20 protein-coding genes are annotated in these 22,130 nt (G+C 59.4%); 8 read left to right on the top strand and 12 right to left on the bottom strand.

Features of this window, described 5'->3' with window-relative positions; genetic code table 11:
• Window positions 1–7: 7 nt before the first annotated feature.
• From U1A24_RS17935 to U1A24_RS17915, 5 genes are read right to left on the bottom strand one after another with little or no spacing between them, the layout of a single operon-like run.
• Window positions 8–604, bottom strand: a complete 597-nt coding sequence (locus U1A24_RS17935) for a hypothetical protein (protein ID WP_322323350.1) — start codon at window positions 602–604, stop codon at window positions 8–10.
• The gene (locus U1A24_RS17930) at window positions 601–1,374 is read right to left on the bottom strand and encodes an FkbM family methyltransferase (RefSeq protein WP_322323349.1); all 774 of its coding nucleotides are present in this window, start codon (window positions 1,372–1,374) and stop codon (window positions 601–603) included. The genes U1A24_RS17935 and U1A24_RS17930 overlap by 4 nt, the downstream gene beginning before the upstream one ends.
• Window positions 1,371–2,885, bottom strand: a complete 1,515-nt coding sequence (gene sufB, locus U1A24_RS17925) for a Fe-S cluster assembly protein SufB (RefSeq protein WP_416173504.1) — start codon at window positions 2,883–2,885, stop codon at window positions 1,371–1,373. Before sufB ends, U1A24_RS17930 begins: the two co-directional genes overlap by 4 nt.
• Window positions 2,886–2,925: 40 nt before the next feature.
• Entirely contained in the window at window positions 2,926–3,969 is a 1,044-nt protein-coding gene (locus tag U1A24_RS17920; protein WP_322323347.1) for a cysteine desulfurase family protein, read from the bottom strand.
• Window positions 3,966–4,442 (bottom strand): Rrf2 family transcriptional regulator, encoded by a 477-nt coding sequence (locus tag U1A24_RS17915; protein ID WP_322323346.1) that lies wholly within the window; start codon window positions 4,440–4,442, stop codon window positions 3,966–3,968. The genes U1A24_RS17920 and U1A24_RS17915 overlap by 4 nt, the downstream gene beginning before the upstream one ends.
• 160 nt (window positions 4,443–4,602) lie before the next feature.
• On the opposite strand from U1A24_RS17915, the gene U1A24_RS17910 reads away from it, so the two are divergent.
• From U1A24_RS17910 to U1A24_RS17880, 7 genes are all read left to right on the top strand, one after another.
• Window positions 4,603–5,262: an alpha/beta hydrolase gene (locus tag U1A24_RS17910; RefSeq protein ID WP_322323345.1), complete on the top strand. Its 660-nt coding sequence runs from the start codon at window positions 4,603–4,605 to the stop codon at window positions 5,260–5,262.
• The gene (locus U1A24_RS17905; RefSeq protein WP_322323344.1) at window positions 5,263–5,523 is read left to right on the top strand and encodes a hypothetical protein; all 261 of its coding nucleotides are present in this window, start codon (window positions 5,263–5,265) and stop codon (window positions 5,521–5,523) included.
• Entirely contained in the window at window positions 5,520–6,119 is a 600-nt protein-coding gene (locus U1A24_RS17900; protein WP_322323343.1) for an HD domain-containing protein, read from the top strand. Before U1A24_RS17905 ends, U1A24_RS17900 begins: the two co-directional genes overlap by 4 nt.
• 96 nt (window positions 6,120–6,215) lie before the next feature.
• Window positions 6,216–7,430, top strand: a complete 1,215-nt coding sequence (locus tag U1A24_RS17895) for an NADP-dependent isocitrate dehydrogenase (RefSeq protein WP_322323342.1) — start codon at window positions 6,216–6,218, stop codon at window positions 7,428–7,430.
• A gap of 97 nt (window positions 7,431–7,527) precedes the next feature.
• Window positions 7,528–8,130 (top strand): YitT family protein, encoded by a 603-nt coding sequence (locus tag U1A24_RS17890; protein ID WP_322323341.1) that lies wholly within the window; start codon window positions 7,528–7,530, stop codon window positions 8,128–8,130.
• 75 nt (window positions 8,131–8,205) lie between these two features.
• Window positions 8,206–10,023, top strand: coding sequence for a translational GTPase TypA (gene typA / locus U1A24_RS17885; RefSeq protein WP_322323340.1), 1,818 nt, complete (start codon window positions 8,206–8,208; stop codon window positions 10,021–10,023).
• Window positions 10,024–10,144: 121 nt separating this feature from the next.
• Window positions 10,145–10,993 (top strand): glycosyltransferase family 2 protein, encoded by an 849-nt coding sequence (locus U1A24_RS17880; RefSeq protein ID WP_322323339.1) that lies wholly within the window; start codon window positions 10,145–10,147, stop codon window positions 10,991–10,993.
• A 9-nt stretch (window positions 10,994–11,002) separates the two neighbouring features.
• On the opposite strand, the gene U1A24_RS17875 is transcribed toward U1A24_RS17880, so the two are convergent.
• From U1A24_RS17875 to U1A24_RS17850, 6 genes are all read right to left on the bottom strand, one after another.
• Window positions 11,003–11,830, bottom strand: a complete 828-nt coding sequence (locus U1A24_RS17875) for a class II glutamine amidotransferase (protein ID WP_322323338.1) — start codon at window positions 11,828–11,830, stop codon at window positions 11,003–11,005.
• A gap of 106 nt (window positions 11,831–11,936) precedes the next feature.
• Window positions 11,937–12,230, bottom strand: a complete 294-nt coding sequence (locus U1A24_RS17870; protein WP_322323337.1) for a DUF1330 domain-containing protein — start codon at window positions 12,228–12,230, stop codon at window positions 11,937–11,939.
• Between the two features lies 1 nt (window position 12,231).
• Entirely contained in the window at window positions 12,232–14,886 is a 2,655-nt protein-coding gene (gene alaS / locus U1A24_RS17865) for an alanine--tRNA ligase (protein WP_322323336.1), read from the bottom strand.
• Between the two features lie 136 nt (window positions 14,887–15,022).
• Complete coding sequence (gene recA, locus U1A24_RS17860) at window positions 15,023–16,090, bottom strand: recombinase RecA (RefSeq protein WP_322323335.1); 1,068 nt, start codon at window positions 16,088–16,090, stop codon at window positions 15,023–15,025.
• A 205-nt stretch (window positions 16,091–16,295) separates the two neighbouring features.
• Window positions 16,296–18,485 (bottom strand): ATP-binding protein, encoded by a 2,190-nt coding sequence (locus U1A24_RS17855; RefSeq protein ID WP_322323334.1) that lies wholly within the window; start codon window positions 18,483–18,485, stop codon window positions 16,296–16,298.
• A 221-nt stretch (window positions 18,486–18,706) separates the two neighbouring features.
• The gene (locus U1A24_RS17850) at window positions 18,707–19,861 is read right to left on the bottom strand and encodes an RsmB/NOP family class I SAM-dependent RNA methyltransferase (protein WP_322323333.1); all 1,155 of its coding nucleotides are present in this window, start codon (window positions 19,859–19,861) and stop codon (window positions 18,707–18,709) included.
• Window positions 19,862–19,985: 124 nt separating this feature from the next.
• On the opposite strand from U1A24_RS17850, the gene U1A24_RS17845 reads away from it, so the two are divergent.
• Complete coding sequence (locus U1A24_RS17845) at window positions 19,986–20,594, top strand: exopolysaccharide biosynthesis protein (RefSeq protein ID WP_322323332.1); 609 nt, start codon at window positions 19,986–19,988, stop codon at window positions 20,592–20,594.
• A gap of 47 nt (window positions 20,595–20,641) precedes the next feature.
• On the opposite strand, the gene guaB is transcribed toward U1A24_RS17845, so the two are convergent.
• Window positions 20,642–22,090, bottom strand: coding sequence for an IMP dehydrogenase (gene guaB / locus U1A24_RS17840; protein WP_322323331.1), 1,449 nt, complete (start codon window positions 22,088–22,090; stop codon window positions 20,642–20,644).
• Window positions 22,091–22,130 lie beyond the last annotated feature (40 nt).

The following is a 22,130-nucleotide window of genomic DNA, read 5'->3' as shown; positions in this document are numbered from 1 at the left end:
GGGCGCGTCAATTGACGCGCAAATAGGTTTGCAAAATCCACAACAGCCGATCGGCTGGAATGGGTGTCGGGGTCAGCTCAAAACGCGCCATGCGACCGATCATTTCAAACGGTTTGGCCAGCGCTTCGACCTCGTGATAGGCGGGTCTGTCGATGTAATCATCCCACAACACGGTGGTGGGTTGAGTGATTTTGAACAGCACAGACAGGAAGCAGGCCGCACGGAAACGGCCGTCAATCAGAACGACATTCGGATGAACAAATTCGGGCAAGTCCCAGACAGACAAAGGATATCTCGGCCACTTCCGGAAATGTTCTTCGCTTTGAGGAAAGCCCCAGGCCTTGGTTCGCCCGACCTTGCCGTGGTGCATGACCACGGGCGAAGCGGTCTTGTTGGTGTCAAAATAGCTCTGCATCCCTGCCAACCATTTCACATCGCTTTCCACCGAAAAAATCCGCTTGCCCGGCAGTTCCGCTGCGATCACGGTGGAGCCGCCCGAGCCATATTCCAAGATCACCCGCGCCCGGCCATAGTGCTGCCGCACCGCCGCTTCTTCATCAGCGGGCAGAGTCAGAACGGGACGGGTGATGGTAGTTTGGGTCATCTTGGCGTTTCGGTGTCTTGGTGCGCCTTTTCAGACGGCACCAGCAGGAAGTTTTCATTCACCGCATAACGGCGATAGGTGGCGCGCACGGCATAGCCTGCCTCAGCGACCCAAGCGAGGAATTCGGCGCGATTTGCTTCATCGACTTCGATGAAAAACACCGGTCGGCTGGCCGCGATGGTCTGCGCAAGGCCGCGCAGCACACGCATTTCCATGCCCTCAACGTCGATCTTGATGAAATCGACATGGGTTCCGGCCAAAGCATCATCGCCCCGGATCACCGCCAGATCGCCGCCCTCAACCAAGCGCCCGCCGCCAAGGTTTTTGTTGGGTTGATCCAACTCAATCTGCAATCCGGCCTGCGCCATATCCGAAAGACCAAAGCCCAGATGCGTCAGATCACAGCGGTGCAACTCGCCGTTCAGCGCCAGATTCGAGGTCAGGATATCAATCGCCACCGGGTTCGGCTCGAACGGGATCAGTCGCGCGACATGTAGGAATTTCAGCGCGAAAAGCGAGTGATTACCTATGTTTGCGCCAATATCAGCGAATACTGCGCCCGGCGGGCACCAGCGCCGAATGATCTCAAGCTCTTCAGGCTCGTAGAATTCGCCGCTTTGGTGTTTGCGCTGAATCACGTCTTTTGGATTGGTCAGGGTGAAATACACCGGCTGCCCCCAGATCACCGTGCGCACAACCCGGCAATCCGGCGTGATTGTGACCGAACCAAGGTACTGCCCCGGCTCTGCGTTGCGCCGATTGTTCTTCACCCAACCGATCCTTCCAGTGAAATCGCGACCAGACTCTGCGCTTCCATCGCAAATTCCATCGGCAGCGCCTGCAGCACTTCTTTGCAGAAGCCGTTCACCACCAAAGCCACCGCTTCTTCCTCATCCATCCCGCGCGAGCGGCAATAGAACAGTTGATCGTCGTCCACTTTGCTGGTCGTCGCCTCGTGCTCCACCCGGCTGGAATTGTTCTTCACCTCGATATACGGCACCGTATGCGCGCCGCATTTATCGCCGATCAGCAGGCTGTCGCACTGGGTATAGTTGCGGCTGTCGGTGGCTTTTGGGTGCATCGACACCAGCCCACGATAGGTATTCTGCGCCCTGCCCGCCGATATACCCTTGGAAACAATACGCGATTTCGTGCGCTTGCCCAAATGCACCATCTTGGTGCCGGTATCCGCCTGCTGCGCGTTGTTGGCAATCGCGATCGAGTAGAACTCACCTTGGCTGTCATCGCCACGCAGAATGCAGGATGGGTACTTCCAGGTGATGGCGCTTCCGGTTTCCACCTGCGTCCACATCACCTTCGCCCGATCACCCCGACAATCGGCGCGTTTGGTCACGAAGTTATAGATCCCGCCAAGGCCGTTCTCATCGCCCGGATACCAGTTCTGCACCGTCGAGTATTTCACCTCGGCATCTTCCAAAATCACCAGTTCGACCACCGCCGCATGCAACTGATTGGTGTCACGTTTTGGGGCAGTGCAGCCCTCCAAGTAGCTGACATAGCTGCCTTTATCGGCAATGATCAGCGTGCGCTCAAACTGCCCGGTGTTCTCGGCATTGATACGGAAATAGGTCGAAAGCTCCATCGGGCAGCGGGTGCCCGGCGGGATGTAGACAAACGAGCCATCGGAAAACACCGCTGAATTCAGCGTCGCAAAGAAGTTATCCGACTGCGGCACCACCGATCCGATGTATTTCTTCACCAGATCCGGGTGATCCTTGATCGCTTCGGAAATCGAGCAGAAAATCACCCCGGCTTTCGCCAGTTCCGCCTTGAACGTGGTGCCCACCGACACAGAATCGAACACCGCATCAACCGCAACCTTGCGCTCGCCCATGGTTTCAGCACCTTCGACGCCAGCCAGAATAAGCTGCTCTTTCAAAGGGATGCCAAGCTTTTTATAGGTCGCCAGAATCTTCGGATCGACCTCGTCCAAAGACTTCGGCTTTACCGCCATGCTTTTCGGTTTGGCGTAGTAATACTGATCCTGATAGTCGATCTTGGGGTAGTTCAGCATCGCCCAACGCGGTTCTTCCATCTGCACCCAGCGGCGATAGGCCGCCAGACGCCATTCCAGCATCCACTCGGGTTCCTCGTTTTTCGAGGAAATCAGCCGCACGATGTCTTCCGATACGCCTTTCGGCGCATAATCCATCTCGATCTCGGTCGACCAGCCGTATTTATAGGTGCCAGACATCGCGTGGACGGTCTCAATGGTCTCGCGGTCCACGCCGTCGCGCACTTCCAGATCCTGTTCGGCCATCGTCATATTCCTTATATCCCAAGGCGTTGCCGCCAAAAGTTCACGCAACGCGCGAACGTATCCGCTTATAATCCCGCGCCCACGCTTCAGCAAAGCGCAGCACTTGGGTCTCTGTCACATCTGGCCCCAGCGAGATGCGGATCGCCTGACCCGCCGCCTCGTCACCGTAGCCCATCGCCTTCAGCACCCGACTGGCCCGCACCTTGCCGCTGGAACAAGCCGAGCCTGCTGAGATCGCAAATCCCGCCAGATCCATCGCCATCACCTGCGTCTCACCCTTCCAGCCGGGGGCAATCAGGTTCAGCGTGTTCGGCAAACGTTTCACTTTATTCCCGACTGAAATAATCTCAAATCCCATGGCGGACAATGCTGAATCTAGAATATTTCTAATTTCAGCCACACGGTCCCAAACCCCATCCGCCAGATCGCGTGCCGCAGCCTCTGCCGCCGCCGCAAACCCGGCGATGCCGATCAAATTTTCGGTGCCCGCCCGCCGCCCCATTTCCTGCCCGCCGCCCTTCAACTGCGAGGCCACATCCAGCCCCCGCCGCAGCACCAAGGCGCCCACGCCCTTCGGCCCACCCAGCTTGTGCGCCGCGATCAGCCCCATCTCGCAGCCGAGCCAGTTGAACGCCAACGGCAGCTTGCCAAAGCCTTGCGTCAGATCAGAAACTGCCAGACCGGCTGGCAAATCCTGCACCACCCCGGTTTCCGAATTGGCCAGTTGTAGCGCGCTGCGCGCCGGATCCATCACCGTCACCCGACCATCCGCATCCACCGCCAAACCATCCTCACACCAAGCCGAAACCGCCTCATGTTCCACCGCCGCACATCTCAGCCCACGCCCGGCGCAGGCCAAAGCCGCCGCTTCGGTGGCACCCGAGGTGAACACGATATCCGCACCCTCGGCCCCGAGTGCGCTTGCGATCTTGCTGCGCGCCCGTTCCATCATTGCCTTGGCCGCCCTCCCCTCGGCATGCACCGAAGACGGGTTGCCCACTACCTCCATCGCCGCAATCATCGCCGCGCGCGATTCAGGGCGCAGCGGCGTGGTCGCGTTCCAATCGAGGTAAATCCGGCTCATTCGTCCACCACATCCACCACACGGAACAGCGCGGGCACCGCAGGGCATGGCGTCATCACGTTGCCGATCACATCCGACAGCCGGGTCTGGTGCAAAAACACATAAACATGCGCCGAAAGCCCCTCCCACAGCCGATTGGTCAGGCTTTGCGCCCGGCTGCCCGACACGCCACCAGACGCCCCGGCGCCCGAATGCATCGCATCGACGTTCTCCTCAACCGCTTCCATTACCTCGGAAATCCGGATCGAATCCGGGCTGCGAGCCAAGCGATAGCCGCCGCCCGGCCCGCGCACCGCTTCGACCAGCCCGGCGCGGCGCAGTTTGACGAACAACTGCTCCAGATAGGGCAACGACAGATCCTGCCGCTTGGCAATCGCCGCCAGTGACATCAATTCAGCGGTCGATTTTGCCTCTGCCAGCGCCAGATCGGCCAGCGCCACCATCGCGTAACGTCCCTTGGTCGATAGTTTCATACGCAGCACCCACCCAATTGCGTGACTTTCCATTGACGTCGGGGGTGCGTCCGCTTAACTCAACCCCAGTCCATGAGCGGCTTCAACCGCTTTAGAATGGTTCTAGTATATCCGAGCGAATTCGTCAACAATTCGTTCAGAAAACAGGCACGGAGCTTACATGCCCGAAGTTATTTTCGCCGGCCCAGAAGGCCGCCTCGAAGGCCGTTACCATCCGCAGAAAGAGCGCGATGCCCCCATCGCCATCGTGCTGCACCCGCATCCGGCTTACGGCGGCACGATGAACAACAAGGTTGTCTATAACCTGCACTATGCGTTCTATAACCTTGGCTTCACCGTGATGCGGTTCAACTTCCGCGGTGTCGGGCGTTCGCAGGGCGAATATGACATGGGCATTGGCGAGCTGTCGGATGCGGCCTCTGCGCTCGACTATCTGCAATCGATGAACCAGAACGCCAAGCATTGCTGGGTGGCCGGGTTTAGCTTTGGCGCGTGGATCGGCATGCAACTGCTGATGCGCCGCCCGGAAATCACTGGCTTCATCTCGGTCGCCCCTCCGGCGAACCTGTATGATTTCAGCTTCCTCGCACCCTGCCCGGCTTCCGGTCTAATCATCAACGGCACCGCAGACAAGGTGGCACCGCCGAAAGATACCATCAACCTCGTGAACAAACTGCACGAGCAGAAGGGCATCACCATTACCCACACGCAAGTGGAAGGCGCCGATCACTTCTTTAAGGATGAAGAAGCGCATATGAAGCCGATGATCAACACCGTCTCGGGCTATGTGAAGCGTCGTCTGACGGAAGTGACCCGCTAAATGGGCGTCGTCGAGGATATGGGCGATGCGCTGGCGCGTGACGTGATCGCCGCAATGGAAGAACTCGACGACCACCGCTTGCCGGATAAGGTCTCCAAAGTGCTGCTGGATGCCTCGCCCACCATGCAAGAGGCGTTCTTGACCGCCTACCGCGTCCGTGTTGCCGAGCAGCGCGGGCGCAAATTCGTCGAGGCTTTGCTGAAAGCCAAGCGCGACGGCACCGCCCCACCGCCCGGCCCGCATATGCAGAGCGGCCATTGAGCGCCAATGCCAGGGATGCGCGGCTGGAAGCGCAATTTGCGTTTCTGAATGAGGCAGATCGCCTGAAATCCGTGCTGCGCGCCACCACCTTGTGCGATGGCTCGCGGGTTGAGAATTCTGGTGAACATAGCTGGCATCTGGCGCTTTACGCGCTGGTGCTGGCCGATCAAGCCGCCCCCGGCGTCGACATTTCCCGCGTGATCAAGATGCTGCTGGTGCACGATCTGGTGGAAATCGACGTTGGCGACGTGCCGATCCATTCTGCCAACGGTCTGGCGCACGCCAGCACCGACACCCAAGCCGCCGAATCCCGCGCCGCGGATCGGATCTTCGGCCTGCTCCCCGATGACCTCCGCTCTGATCTCCGCGCGATTTGGGACGAATTTGAAGCGGCCGAAACCCCCGACGCCATCTTCGCCAAATCCCTCGACCGCGTGCAGCCCGTGATGGCCAACCTGCAATCCGGCGGCGGCACTTGGATCACCTACAACGTCACGCCTGAGCAGCTGGAATCTCGTGTTGGCAGCAAAATCGCCAAGGGTGCGCCGCGCCTGTGGGATTGGGTGCGCGAAAAGACGCACAGCTTCTTCAAATAAGCCGCGACATTTCGGTATACCGTCGCATACCATCTTCCCTTTCACACGAATTTCACCTAAACCCTGCACAAGCACAACCAACCATAAGGGGCCGACATGACCAAGATTAAGGTAGCGAACCCCGTCGTCGAACTCGACGGCGACGAGATGACCCGGATCATCTGGGACTTCATCAAGCAAAAGCTGATCCTGCCCTACCTCGACATTGATCTGAAATATTACGATCTGGGCATCGAAGAGCGTGATCGCACCAATGACCAGATCACCATCGATTCCGCCCATGCGATCCAGAAATACGGTGTCGGCGTCAAATGCGCCACGATCACCCCGGATGAGCAGCGGGTTGAGGAATTCAACCTCAAGCAAATGTGGAAATCGCCGAACGGCACCATCCGCAACATCCTTGGCGGCGTGATCTTCCGCGAGCCGATCATCTGCAAAAACGTCCCCCGTCTGGTCCCCGGCTGGACCCAGCCGATTGTGGTTGGCCGTCATGCCTTTGGCGATCAATACAAAGCCACCGATTTCCGCTTCCCCGGTGCTGGCAAACTGACGATGAAATTCGTCGGCGACGATGGCACAGTGATCGAGAAAGAAGTCTATAACGCGCCGTCCTCGGGCGTTTACATGGGCATGTATAACCTTGACGACTCTATCCACGACTTCGCGCGCTCATCGTTCAACTATGGCTTGCTGAAAGGCTGGCCGGTGTATCTGTCGACCAAGAACACCATCCTGAAAGCCTATGACGGCCGCTTCAAAGACATCTTCGCAAAAGTCTATGCCGAGGAATTTGAAGATCAATTCAAGGCCAAGGGCATCCATTACGAACACCGCCTGATCGACGATATGGTGGCTTCCGCGATGAAATGGTCGGGCGGCTATGTCTGGGCCTGCAAAAACTACGATGGTGACGTGCAGTCGGATACCGTCGCACAAGGCTTCGTCTCGCTCGGCCTGATGACCTCGATCCTGATGACACCCGATGGTCAAACCGTTGAGGCTGAAGCCGCCCATGGCACCGTCACCCGCCACTTCCGCGAGCATCAGAAAGGCAAGGCGACCTCGACCAACTCGATCGCCTCGATCTTCGCCTGGACCGGTGGTCTGAAGCACCGCGCGAAACTCGACAGCAACGAGCAACTGATGCGCTTTGCCTCGACGCTGGAAAAGGTCACCGTTGATGCGGTCGAAGATGGCTGGATGACCAAGGATCTGGCTTTGCTGGTCGGCCCCGATCAGAAATGGCTGACCACGATGGGCTATCTGGAAAAGGTTGACGAGTATCTGAACAAAGCCCTGCAAGGCTAAGCGACAAAGGCCCGGACGATTGCTCCGGGCCTTTTTCCTATGGCGATTATAGGTCAGCATTATTGACTTAGACGCACCCCGCATGCTACGCGGCGGCATGAGCCCCTCCAGCCGCCATTCCGCCATTGAAGACGCCCAAGGCATCGCCTTTGGGGTCTGCATGGCTGCGGTCGGCATGCACATCCTCACCTACATGGGCTTCATCGCCGGCCAAACCACCGGGGTCGCCGCGCTGATCAGCTATCTCACCGGCTGGCCGTTCTCGGCGGTGTATTTCGCCATCTCACTGCCGTTCCTGTGGTTCGGCTACAAACGCATGGGGCTGGCCTTCACCCTGAAAACCTTCCTCTGCGTCGCTTTACTGTCGCTCGCCATCGCCATCCTGCCGCGCTGGCTGTCCTTCGCGCACATCCAGCCCGCCTTCGCCGCCATTCTGTTCGGCATCCTGTTCGGCATCGCAGCCCTTGCCGTCGTCCGCCACGGTGGCAGCTTTGGCGGCATCTCGATCCTCTGGCTGATCCTGCAAGACCGCACCGGGTTCCAGGCGGGCTACGCACAACTTATATTCGACGCCGTGCTGTTCGCTGTCTCATTGCTGTTTCTTGATTGGCATATCTTGGGCTGGTCGTTCCTCGGCGCCGCCGTTTTCAACATTTTCCTCGCAATCAACCACCGCCGCGACCGATACATCGCAACCTGACAAGGTTCCTCTGGCCTTTCCGGCCTATCTAGGCTATCGCCGCGCCAAAGCTGACAAAAGAAAGAGACCTCCCCGATGGAGCTTCGCAACATCGCCATTATCGCGCACGTCGACCATGGCAAGACCACCCTCGTAGACGAGTTGCTGAAACAGTCCGGTTCGTTCCGCGACAACCAAGCCGTCGCCGAGCGCGCGATGGACAGCAACGACATTGAACGCGAGCGTGGCATCACCATCCTTGCGAAATGCACCAGCCTTGAATGGGGCGGCGCGCGCATCAACATCGTCGACACCCCCGGCCACGCCGACTTTGGTGGCGAAGTCGAACGCATTCTGTCGATGGTTGACGGTGTGGTGCTGCTGGTCGACGCCGCCGAAGGCCCGATGCCGCAAACCAAATTCGTGACCTCGAAGGCGCTGGCCTTGGGCCTCCGCCCGATCGTGGTGCTGAACAAGGTCGACAAGCACGACGCCGAACCGTCCCGCGCACTGAACGAAGTCTTCGATCTGTTCGCCAACCTTGGCGCCGATGATGACCAGCTTGATTTCCCGGTGCTCTATGCGTCGGGCCGCTCTGGCTGGGCTGACGTTGAACTTGACGGCCCGCGCAAGGATCTGACCGCACTTTATGATCTGGTGATCAAGCATGTGCCGGAACCCAAACAAATCGCCCGCCGCGCTGAACCGTTCCAAATGCTGGCGACCACCTTGTCGGCTGACCCGTTCATCGGCCGCATCCTGACCGGCCGTGTCGAAGCAGGCACCCTGAAAGCTGGCGAAACCATCAAGGCCCTGTCGCGCGATGGCGAAAAGCTGGAGCAGTTCCGCGTCTCGAAAGTCCTCGCTTACCGTGGCCTTGTGATGACCCCGATTGATGCCGCCGAGGCTGGTGATATCGTCACCCTCGCGGGCATGACCAAAGCCACCGTGGCTGACACGCTCTGCGCGCTGGAAATCGAAACCGCGATCCCGGCACAACCGATTGATCCGCCGACAATCTCGATCACCTTCGGCATCAATGACAGCCCCTTGGCTGGCAAAGAAGGCTCAAAGGTTCAGTCGCGCGTCATCCGCGAGCGTCTGATGAAAGAAGCCGAGATCAACGTCGCGATCAAAGTCACCGACACCCCCGGCGGCGACGCCTTCGAGGTTGCCGGTCGTGGCGAATTGCAAATGGGCGTGTTGATCGAAAACATGCGTCGTGAGGGCTTCGAGCTTTCGATCAGCCGCCCGCGCGTGCTGTTCAAAGACGTTGACGGTGTGAAATCCGAGCCGATCGAAGAAGTCACCATCGACGTTGATGATGAATACACCGGCGCTGTGATCGAAAAGCTGACCGGCCCGCGCAAGGGCGATCTGGTTGAGATGAAACCGGCAGGCGCAGGCAAAACCCGCATCATCGCCCATGTGCCGTCGCGCGGTCTGATCGGCTATCACGGTCAGTTCATGACCGACACCCGTGGCACTGGCGTTTTGAACCGCGTGTTCCACGATTGGGCACCGCACAAGGGCGCTATCGAGGGCCGTCGTCAAGGCGTTCTGATCTCGATGGAATCCGGGATTTCGGTCGCCTATGCGATGTGGAAACTGGAAGATCGCGGCCACTTCTTCATTGGCGTGCAGGAACCCGTCTACACCGGCATGATCATCGGTGAACACAGCCGTGACAATGATCTGGAAGTGAACCCGCTGAAGGGCAAACAGCTGACCAACGTGCGCGCGTCGGGCACGGATGAAGCCGTCCGCCTGACCACCCCGGTCAAGCTTTCGCTGGAACAGTGCATCGCCTACATCGACGACGATGAATTGGTCGAAGTCACGCCGAAATCGGTGCGGATGCGCAAACGCTTCCTTGATCCGAACGAACGCAAACGCAACTCGCGCTCGGCCTGAACCACAAAGACCCGCCGAAAGGCGGGTTTTTTCATGCCCCACAGGTTCATCTTTAAAGCGCTGAATATTGTCGTGCGCTTTGTCTTCGCGTATAAAAATCCCTCTGAGACCGTTCACAGGGATGTCGAAGTTGCTGGTTAATCTGACAAACAAGCTCCGCACATGGAACCGGTTGCGTATCGAGCGGCGGCGTGCTGACCGTGCCGCCAAAGCGGCGCATGAATTCACCTTGGGCGTGCTCGGCATCATGAAAAATGAGGGCGTGAACATTGACGAATGGGTGCAGCACTACCTCTCGGTGGGTGCCGGGAAAATCTTTCTGATCGACAATGGCAGCACCGATGACAGCGTTGCCAAAGCCAAGGCTTGGGTCGCCAAAGGCGTTGTTGAACTGGTCGAATATCCCCAGCCGCATCGTCAAAGGCGGCATTACTGGACAGCCTTTAACGAGTTCAAGATCGCGCGCCGGTGCCAATGGCTGATCATCGCCGACCTTGACGAGTTCTGGTATTGCCCCACCGGCGAGAAGATTTCCGACCAGTTCAAGGATTATCGCGATATCGACGTGATTTATGGCAACTGGCGGATGTTTGGCAGCAGCGGCTTGATCAAACACCCCGCCAGCATCCGGCAGGCTTTTACGCTGCGCAACCCGAAACTGCACTTCCATACCGGGCGCAAATACATGTGCCGCACCTCGGTGATAAAATCGGCGCAAACCATTGGAGTGCATGTGTTAAATGGCGCGCGCTCTGAACGCACCGTGTCAGACAATGAGAGGTTTCACCTCAATCACTACCCGATTCAAAGTCTGGATTACTTTCAGACCTACAAAATGACCCGTGGTGCCGCCAGCAAGATTGACCGGGATGGCTCGCGGAACATGCAGTATTTTGAGAATTTCGACGCCCCCGCCACCCAGCCGGATCATGTGCTGGCGGATCTCGTGGCAAGCGGCAAGCTCAAATAGGCTGCCGCCTCACTCCGCCGCCAGATCCGACGCCGCACTCTGCTGATACTGATCCACCAGCTTGCAGGGCATAAACGCTTCCACCCGCACGTCTGTACCATCAAAGGTGCAGAAGGTGTTTGAGGCAATCTGGTTCCAACCGCCCTCCTCCGCCTCCAAAGGTTCCGACACCACCGCCATACCGCCGCGTGTGTCAGACCAGCGGTAATACAGGCTGGGGGCGGCATCATCCGTGGCATAGCGCACTGCATAAAGCCGCTTGCCGTCCGACAAAGCCGCCGTCATCCGCAGATGCGGGGCTGCCCCCTTGGCGCGTGCCACCGCAATGAACCGCGCCGAAGCCCGTTCCAACGCCCCACGCGGATCGGCGTCAAGGCCCTCCGCCAAAGCCACCAGAAACAGCGCTTCGGAATCGGTCGCGCCCTTGCGCGCCGCATAAAACCCATCGGGGATCATCATATCGGCATCGCGGCGAAACTGCTCATAACCGCCGACCTGACCATTATGCATGAACGACCAGATCCCATGCACAAACGGATGACAGTTGTTGCGGCTGGTCGCGGTGCCGGTCGAGGCCCGCACATGCGCCAAAAACAGCCCCGATTTCACCTGCGCGGTCAGGCTACGCAAGTTCGGGTCACTCCAAGCGGGCAAGACATCGCGGTAAAGCCCCGGCTCAGCTCGATCACCATACCAGGCCACACCAAAACCATCGGCGTTGATCGACGAATGGCACTGCGTCGCACCATGGCTTTGGTGGATCAACGAATGTCCCGGACGGCTGATGATCTCATCCAAAAAGATCGGCGCGCCCGCGTAAGCTGCCCAACGGCACATGTTCTGCCCTCACATTCCCGGACCTGACTGGCCTCTTAAGGAAAACATACCATAAACCGCATCTATTGCAGCACATTTTTCCGCAAGATTTACGTTAGGCGAGACATTATTCGCCCAACTCCTCCACCACCACCAGATCGCGGTGTGACGCGCCCTTGGCGTGCAGCAGCGCCGCTTGATAGGCGTCGGAATGATAGCATTCCACCGCCGCCTCAACACTGGGGAACCGCGCCACCACATTGCGGGCGCGGTCATTGCCCTCAAGCTGCACATAACGCCCTGATCTGGCGAGGAATTTCCCACCAAACGAGGCCAAAACCGGCCCCGCCAACACGGCATATTTGCCGTAAGCCTCGGCGTCGATCACCTCAACATGCGCAATCCAAAGTGCCGTCGCCATCTCACACCTCCAAAGCGGCATGCACCGCCGCAATCGCTGCATCCGCCAGCGCGATATCCGCGCCGCCACCCTGCGCCATATCCGGGCGACCACCGCCACCCTTACCGCCCAAGGCCGCGACAGCCGCTTTCGCCAAAGTCACCGCCGAAATCCGCGCCACCAGATCCGCCGTCACCCCCGCCGCCACCGCAGGTTTCGCCCCGGTATCGGCAATCAGCACAATCGCACCCGAGCCGATCTGCGCTTTCATGTCGTCAATCAGCCCCGGCAGATCCTTGCCCGATACCCCGGAAAGCACTTGCGCAATCAGCTTTACCCCGTTGATTTCCTTGATCTCCGGCCCACCTGACTTGCCGCCCATCGCCAACTCGCGCCGCAGTTGCGCCACTTCATTGGCCAGCGCCCGACGTTCATCTTGCAGAGCTTTCACCCGGTCCAACACATCGCCCGGATGGGTTTTCAGCGCCAATGCCACCGTCGCCAAGCGCTGGTCCTGCGCGCGCAGATGATCCAGCGCCGCTTGCCCCGTCAAAGCCTCAATCCGCCGCACGCCCGAGGACGAGGCGCTGTCCGACAACAGCACAAACGCCCCAATATCCCCGGTGCGGCCAACATGGGTGCCGCCGCAAAGTTCCAGCGAATAGGTCCGCCCTTCGCTGCCCTTGCCCGAACCATCAAGCAGGCCCATCGAGACAACCCGCACTTCCTCGCCATATTTCTCGCCAAACAGAGCCTGCGCACCCAAAGCGCGCGCGTCATCCGGCGTCATGATCCGCGTATCGACAACCGAGTTTTGCCGAATGAATTCATTGACTTCCGCCTCGACGCTGCCTTGCTCCGCCTCCGACATCGCTGCCGAATGGCTAAAGTCAAACCGCAAGCGATCCGCCGCGTTCAACGACCCGCGCTGTGCAACATGGTCCCCCAGCGCCCGCCGCAACGCCTCGTGCAGCAAATGCGTTGCCGAGTGATTGGCCCGGATCGCCCCGCGCCGCGAGTGCGATACCTCCAGCTTTGCCGGTTGTCCGCGGACAATCGTGCCCTCCAGCACGGTGGCGATGTGCATGAACACCCCTGCCGATTTGCGCGTATCGGTCACTTCCGCCAAACCAGTCTGGGTGCGGATCAAGCCGGTATCACCGACCTGCCCACCACTTTCGGCATAAAACGGCGTCTGATTCACCACGATCTGCACCGAACTGCCAACCTCGGCCGACCCGACCAGCGCGCCATCGCGCACCAGCGCGTCAATCTGCCCCTCAGCGGTTTCGGTGTCATAGCCGAGGAATTCGGTCACGCCATGCGCCTCGGCGATCTCAAACCAGATCTTCGCATCCGCCGTGCCGCCCGCACCCGACCACGCCGCCCGCGCCTTGGTTTTCTGCTCTTGCATGGCGGCGTCAAAACCCGCCACATCCACTGCGCGGTCCTTTTCACGCAGCACATCTTGCGTCAGATCCAGCGGGAAGCCATAGGTGTCGTAAAGCTTGAACGCCACGCCGCCCGGCAACTCGCCACCTTCCGGCAGGCGATCCAACTCGTCATTCAGCAGCCGCAAACCGCGATCCAAGGTGGTTTTGAACCGGGTTTCCTCCAGCAGTTGGGTTTCTTCGATCAGACTTTGCGCGCGTTGCAACTCTGGGTAGGCCGCGCCCATCTGCTGCACCAGCGCGGGCACCAACCGGTGCATCACCGGATCCTGCGCGCCCAGCATATGCGCATGCCGCATCGCGCGACGCATGATCCGCCGCAGCACATAACCACGGCCCTCATTGCTGGGCATCACGCCATCGGCGATCAGGAACGAGGTCGAGCGCAAATGGTCGGCAATCACCCGGTGGCTGGTTTTGCCCGGCCCATCCGGGTCGGAATGCGTCGCATGCGCCGAAGCCTCGATCAGCGCGCGCATCAAATCCGTGTCATAATTGTCGTGCTTGCCCTGCAGCAGCGCACCAATCCGCTCCAGCCCCATGCCCGTATCAATCGACTGCATGTCCAGCGGGCGCATCGTGCCATCGGCGAACTGTTCGTTCTGCATGAACACGTTGTTCCAGATTTCAATGAAGCGGTCGCCATCCTCTTCGGCGGAACCGGGCGGGCCGCCCCAGATATGATCGCCGTGATCGTAGAAAATCTCGGTGCACGGCCCGCAAGGCCCGGTCGGTCCCATCCGCCAGAAATTGTCATCGGTCGGGATGCGGATGATCTTGTCGTCCGACAATCCCGCGACCTTCTTCCAGATCGAGGCCGCCTCGTCATCGGTATGATAGACCGTAACCAGCAGCTTGTCTTTGTTCAGGCCAAAGTCTTTGGTCAGCAATTCCCAAGCGAAAGCAATGGCTTGATCCTTGAAGTAATCGCCAAAGCTGAAGTTGCCCAGCATTTCGAAAAACGTATGATGCCGCGCGGTATAGCCGACATTGTCCAGATCATTGTGCTTGCCGCCCGCCCGCACGCATTTCTGCGCCGTTGTGGCCCGTTTGTAGTCGCGGGTTTCCACCCCGGTGAAGCAATTCTTGAACTGCACCATGCCCGAATTGGCGAACATCAGCGTCGGATCGTTGCGCGGCACAAGCGGAGAACTGTCCACCCGTTTATGGCCATTGCGCACAAAAAAATCGAGATAGGTCGAGCGGATGTCATTCAACGAAGCCATAGGCTTGGGCCTCCAAAAAGCGGGAAAACTCTGGTTCCGCCCCGTTTATCCGCCCCTGCGGGGGCTGTCCACTGTCGAAGCAAAAAGGCCGGAAACTTGACGTTTCCGGCCCCATTTTCAACCGCTTGATCAAAGATCAATCGTCCAGAACCGGGCCTGCATCCGGGCTGACCGAGAAATCCAACCCATTGGCGGCGCGGATCCGGTCTTCAATATCCAGCGCCATCGCCGGATTCTGCTTCAGGAAAGTTTTGGCGTTCTCACGCCCTTGCCCGATCCGCTCATCCTTATAGGAATACCAGCTACCCGATTTCTCAACCACGCCGGATTTCACACCAAGATCGACCAATTCGCCCACCTTGGAAATGCCTTCGCCATACATGATGTCGAATTCGACTTCCTTGAAAGGCGGTGAGACTTTGTTCTTCACCACTTTCACCCGCGTCGCGTTGCCGACAACCTCGTCACGGTCCTTGATCGCCCCGGTGCGACGGATGTCCAGACGCACGCTTGCGTAGAATTTCAACGCATTGCCGCCGGTGGTGGTTTCCGGCGAGCCGAACATCACGCCGATTTTCATGCGGATCTGGTTGATGAAAATCACCATGCAGTTCGATTTGCCGATGCTGCCTGTCAGCTTGCGCATCGCCTGAGACATCAGACGCGCCTGTGAGCCCATCTGCATATCGCCCATATCGCCTTCGATTTCCGATTTCGGCACCAAAGCCGCCACCGAATCGACCACGATCAGGCTGACAGCGCCCGAGCGCACCAGGGTGTCGACAATCTCCAACGCCTGTTCGCCGGTATCGGGTTGGCTGATCAACAGCTCATCCAGATTGACGCCCAGCTTCTTGGCATATTGCGGATCGAGCGCGTGTTCAGCATCGACAAAGGCGCAAACGCCGCCTTTTTTCTGCTGTTCCGCCACCACATGCAGCGTCAGCGTGGTCTTGCCCGAGCTTTCCGGCCCATAGATCTCGACAATCCGGCCCTGCGGCAGCCCGCCGATACCCAAAGCAATATCCAGCCCCAGCGATCCCGTCGAGGTCGCCTCGATATCCATCACCGGATTGTCTTGGCCGAGCTTCATGATCGAGCCCTTGCCGAACTGCCGTTCAATCTGTGCCAGAGCGCTTTCCAGCGCCTTTGCCTTGTCCATATCGCGCTTCCCGTTCAACTCGATCAGATTTGCCGCTGCCATTGCTTTGCCCTTATCCCATGGTTGTCTTCAGGCGGCAATCGCCCAAGATGTTCTGCGTTTGTTTACCCTGTATGGGGGTAAAGCGGGAACATTTCAATCGAATTGTCGCAAGCCCAGCTTTTCGCACCATGATTAAGAAATGATTACCGCAGAACAGGAGCAGAACATTTTTTTGCGGCCTGCCGAGGATTCGCAGCGCGCCGTTTCAATGCAACTGCTCTTGCACCGTTGCAGTCAGATCGCTCAGCGAAAACGGTTTCGGCAGGAAGGTTGAATTCGGGATCCGCGCCTGGCCTTCCGACAACGCCTCTTCGGCATAGCCCGAGACGAAGATCACCTTCACATTCGGGCGCGTCCGCAGAGCTTGCCGCACCCAACTCGGGCCATCCATGCCTGGCATCACCACGTCGGTGACGAAAATATCCACCTCCAGACCGGGGTCTTCCAATTGTTTTAGCGCATCTTCGGCATTTTCGGCCTCAAGCACCGTATAGCCGCGCATCCGCAGCGCCCGGCTGGCAAAAGCGCGCACCGGGGCCTCATCTTCGACCAGCAACACCACGCCTTCGCCCTGTCGCAGCACGAGTTTTTTCGGCAAAGGCGCGGCAATCTCAGCCGATGCCGCTCCGGCAAAGATCGGGAAGTACAGTTGGAACACCGAACCCTCGCCCTCAGTCGAATCCACGAAGATAAACCCGCCGGATTGTTTGACGATGCCGTAAGCTGTCGACAGCCCCAGCCCTGTGCCTTCTCCCGAGCGCTTTGTGGTGAAAAACGGCTCAAAGATCTTCTGCAGCCGCTCTGGCGGCATCCCAACGCCAGAATCGCTGACCCGGATCAGGGCATATTCGCCCGCAGGCACAATTGCGCGGTCACGCCGCATCTCGTCACGCAGGGTAAGCGCCTCGGTCTCAATCCGAATCGTGCCGCCCTCAGGCATCGCATCGCGTGCATTAACCACCAGATTCATGATCACCTGCTCTAGCTGACGCTTGTCGGCCCGGATCGGCCCCAGATCGGGGGCATGGGTCAGCCGCAAACGCACCCGCTCTCCCACCAGACGGTTAAGCAGATGTGCAAGATCTGACAGCACATCCTGCAGCTCAATCCGTTCGGGTTTCAGGGTTTGTTTGCGTGAGAACGCCAACAACTGCCCTACAAGTGCCGCAGCGCGGTTGGCGTTCTGATGGATCTGGATCAGATCGGCATAGGCCGGATCACCGCTGTTATGGCGCAGCAGCAGCAGATCGCAGTGACCCGAGATCGCCGTCAGCAAGTTGTTGAAATCATGTGCAACCCCGCCTGCAAGTTGACCAATCGCCTGCATTTTCTGGCTTTGCACAAACTGCGCCTCCAGCGTCTTCAGTTCGGTGGCGTCCTGCAACACCGCCAGCACGCCAGGGCGACCTTGATCGACGATGCGGCGCAGTGTGACCTGCAAAAATACCTCCCCCCCAAGACGGCGTGCGCACAACACCTCGGCACCGCCGACAATCCGCTCGTTCACCACATCTGAAAGCCAATCCGACACCGGGCGGCCTAGTCCTTCGAACAAATCATGCAGCATCTCGGGCGCACCATCGAGATGCAGCAGATCGCGCGCCGCCTTGTTGGCCTGTCGCAAAGCCCCATCTGTCTCAAATTTCAGCAACGCTACCGGCACATGCTCAAAATCCGCCGACATGCTGTCATCACTCGCGCGCCGCGCCACCGGCAGCAGGTAGATCTCGCGCCGCTCACCCAAACCTTCAACCTCGGCGAGAATCGCGCGCACTGGGCCGGTTGCCGCTGACACCTCAACCTCTTCCCCGGAATGCAGGATGGGGGAGGTGAACACCCGGTCCAACCGCTTTGGTCGCCCGCCTAGCAGCCTGCGCATCGCCTCATTGGTGAACAACACCACCCCGGCCTTGTTGGCCGTCAGCATCGGCAGACTGAGCATTTCCGCCCCACGCCCCGCCGCCGCGCGGTCCTGAAATTCTTCCAGTCGCCATAAATAGCGCACCTGCGTCAACCGATGCACTGACAGGCGCAGATGCCCCCGCCTTGTCGCCACATCTTCGCGCGCAGAACCGCTGTGGCTGGCCCGCGCCTGCAACCGATACAGCACCGCTGCAGGGGCTGCAAAATGGTCCTTCAGGGCTGACATAAGCGTGGCCCCTGGCATCGCCCCAAAGCGTTGCGCGGCTGCCGCGTTCTGAAATCCGATCTGGCCCTGTATATCCGAGGTAAAACAGGGCACTGCATCAAGGCCCACTAGGGCGATCAGTTGCGCCTCAAGCCGCTTTTGAGCGCGCGCAGCCCACCAGCCAGCGCCTTGTTGCAGCATCGCCAGCGCGACAAAGGTCAGTCCAGCCGCCAAAAACATCAGCTGCGTCACAAGTTGCGACGACATCATGATGCCTAGGGCACAACAACTTGCAGCGGCAATCATCGCCCAAAGGCCAAATTGCTTGTTCTTGCTGGGCGCAAAGACCTTAGCCAAACTTGTCGTCGAACTGGTCACTGCGCCCTCCGATCCGGGATTCGTTTCCGTTCATTTGGCTGGCAAAGTGTTAAGGCTGGCTTAACCGCATCACTTACAAAGCGAAAATCCCGCCCAATTTGTGTATAAAGTCATGCTTCACGCGTCAACAGCGCCACAAAAAACCCGTCCGCGCCCTGCAAGGGCGAAAAGCGGCGCTGCAAGGGGTTGCTCCAACCTCGATGGCGTTCCAGAAAAGCTGCGATCTGATGCTCATTCTCGGCGCCCAGCATCGAGCAGGTGGCATAGGCCAACGTGCCAGTCGGGCCCAAAAGCCCCGCTGCGCGGTCGAGAATATCGGCCTGAATCTGACACAACGCGGTGAGCCGCGCCTCAGTCAGCGCCCATTTTCCCTGCGGATCACGGCGCCAGCTGCCCGATCCAGAACAGGGCACATCTGTGAGGATCAGATCATAACCCTTTCCAATATCTTGGGTTTCTGTAACTGCTATACTCACCCCGGCCCGCGCCGCCCGTGCCGGAATATCACGCATCCGTCGCGGATCGGCATCATGCGCCACCAGTTTCACCTGCGCCTGTGCGGCCATCGCCAAGGCCTTGCCACCGCCGCCGCTGCAATAATCCAGAACGCGTTGACCATCCGCCAAGGGCAAGGCCTCAATGACCGCTTGGCTGGCGGCATCCTGCAACTCGACCAAGCCGCCAAGATAGGCTTGAGAATTCTGTATTTTCCTTGCATTATCTGTGACTTCCAAGGCAGTCTTTGCAAGTTGGTTTAACTGACAGACAATTCCCTCGGCTGCCAAAGTTGACATGGCCTGCGCAACGGATGCTTTTGCCAAATTCACCCGCAAAAACACCGGGGCGCGCCGCCGCAGCGCCTGCATCACGGCCGCAAAATCCGCACCCAAGGCGGCCTGCAACGGTTCGGCCAACCACTCGGGGCAATCCAAGGCCACATTACCTGCGGGCGTGAAGCCCGTATCGCCATCACACAAAACGCTGGGCGCATGACCCTCACCGGTGAACCATTCCGCCGGATCGAAACCCCGATCCCGCAGCCCACCAAGGACCAGCCCGCGCCCGCTTAATGCGCCGCCCAAGGCCGCATAAGACCGCTTGCATCGCAAGGCGTCAAACACCAGATCGCGCAGTGCCGCTCGGTCGCCCGAGCCTGCAAAGCGGCTGGCCCGCCCCCAATTGGTCAGCGCCTGCTCGGCCGAAGCGCCTGCCAAAATCCGGTCCAGCACTTCGATCGCGGCGGAAAGCCTTGCTTGCGGTGTCATGGCGCTGTCCCTGTCACTTGATCGAACCCTTCCCTACAATGCGCGCGGAAATCCCGCAACCAAGGCCGCCGCCTCTGGCAATTTCGACCAGCCCGCCCCATCTTGACCGCAACATCGAGGTGACATGTCCGACCCTATCCCGCTTTCTCAACAACTGCTGCGGCTTGTCCACAATGGTGACAGCGAGCGCGTCAGCCTGGGCGATCTGGTGAACGGGATCAAAACCCACGCCCGCGCTACCCTGCTGATCCTGTTCGCGCTGCCCAACCTGCTGCCCGGCCTGCCGGGTACTTCGGCGGTGACGGGCCTGCCCTTGGTGTACCTCACCTTCCAGATGATGCTGGGCCGCGAGGCCTGGCTGCCCGGTTTCATCGCCAATCGTTCGCTGTTGCGCTCGAACCTGCTCGCGCTTCTGACCAAGGCCGAACCCCACCTGGCCCGCATCGAGCGCGTCCTGCATCCCCGCATGGCTGCCTTGAGCAGCGAGAACGCCCAGCGGATACTCGGCGGCATCGGCGTGCTGCTGAGTGTGCTGGTGATGCTGCCGATCCCCTTGGGGAATTTCCTGCCCGCCTTGGCCATCCTCATCGCCGCCCTCGGGCTGTTGGGCAATGACGGCTACTTCATCCTTGCCGCAGCCGTTGTCGCAGTGACCGCAGTCATAGTTTTGGTCGGCGTCTACTGGGCGGTGATCACCGCCGTGATCTATATGGCGTTCAGCACCCGCGCCTGAATGCAAAATGGCCCCACGAAGGGGCCATTGTCGTCGATGCAATCACCTCAACCGACCCGATAATTCGGGCTTTCGCGGGTGATTTGCACATCATGCACATGGCTTTCTTTCAGCCCTGCCCCGGTGATTCGCACGAACTGACAGTTCGCGCGCATCTCGGCCACCGTCGCACAGCCAGTATAGCCCATCGCCGCCCGCAAGCCCCCAACCATCTGGTGAATAACCTGCGCCGCCGTGCCCTTATACGGCACCTGGCCCTCGATACCTTCCGGCACCAGCTTATCGCTGGCCGCATCCTTCTGGAAATAGCGATCCGCCGAGCCGCGCGCCATCGCCCCCAAAGACCCCATGCCACGGTAGGATTTATAAGACCGCCCGTTAAACAGGATCAACTCACCCGGAGACTCGTCCGTCCCCGCAATCGCAGAGCCCACCATCGCGCAAGAGGCCCCCGCCGCAATCGCCTTGGCGAAATCGCCCGAGAACTTTATCCCACCGTCCGCAATAATAGGCACATTGCCAGCAGCCCCAGCCGCATCCATGATTGCCGTCAGTTGTGGCACGCCCACACCCGCGACAATTCGCGTCGTGCAGATCGAACCGGGGCCAATCCCGACCTTCACCGCATCCGCCCCGGCGCCAATCAGCGCCCGCGTGGCTTCCGCCGTAGCGACGTTCCCCGCCACCACCTGCACCGTGTTCGAGGCCTTCTTGATCCGCTCCACCGCCAGCGCAACGCCCGCCGAATGGCCATGCGCGGTATCAATCACCACCATATCCACCCCGGCCTCGATCAGCGCCATCGACCGCTCGAACCCAGCATCGCCAACAGTAGACGCCGCCGCCACCCGCAGCCGCCCCATCTCATCCTTGCAGGCCTGTGGGTTCAGCACCGATTTCTCGGTATCCTTCAGCGTCAACAGCCCGGTCAGCTTGCCCGCGCCATCGGTCACCAGCAGCTTTTCAATCCGCCGCGCCTTCATCAGCGAAATCGCCTCATCACGGTCAATCGGCTCACGCAGCAGCGCCAGATTTTCAAACGACATCATCGCATGAACCGGGGTCTTGTCATCCGACGCAAACCGCATGTCACGGTTGGTCACGATGCCCAAAACCCGGCCCTCTTTATCCACCACCGGGAAACCGGTGATCTGATAACGCTCCATCAAAAGCTTGGCATCGCCCAAGGTCTGATCCGGCGTCAAAGTGATCGGCTGATACACCACGCCGCTTTCAAACCGCTTGACCCGAGATACCTCGCGCGCCTGCGCCTCAAGGTCCAGATTGCGGTGAATAACCCCAATACCGCCCGCCTGCGCCATCGCAATCGCCATCCGGCCTTCGGTCACCGTGTCCATCGCGGATGACAGCAGCGGAATGTTCATCCGAATGCTTTGGGTGACAAAAGTAGAGGTATCAGCCTCACTCGGCAGCACCGAGCTTGCAGCCGGCACCAGCAAAACGTCATCAAATGTGAGCGCCTCGCGAATCTCCATGTTCACCTCCAACGGGGTCTAAGGGGAGTGTTCGTTTGAC

It is taken from the genome of Cypionkella sp. (genome assembly GCF_034376685.1).
Classification (GTDB): Bacteria; Pseudomonadota; Alphaproteobacteria; order Rhodobacterales; family Rhodobacteraceae; genus Cypionkella.
This window is presented reverse-complemented; position numbering and strand designations above follow the sequence as displayed.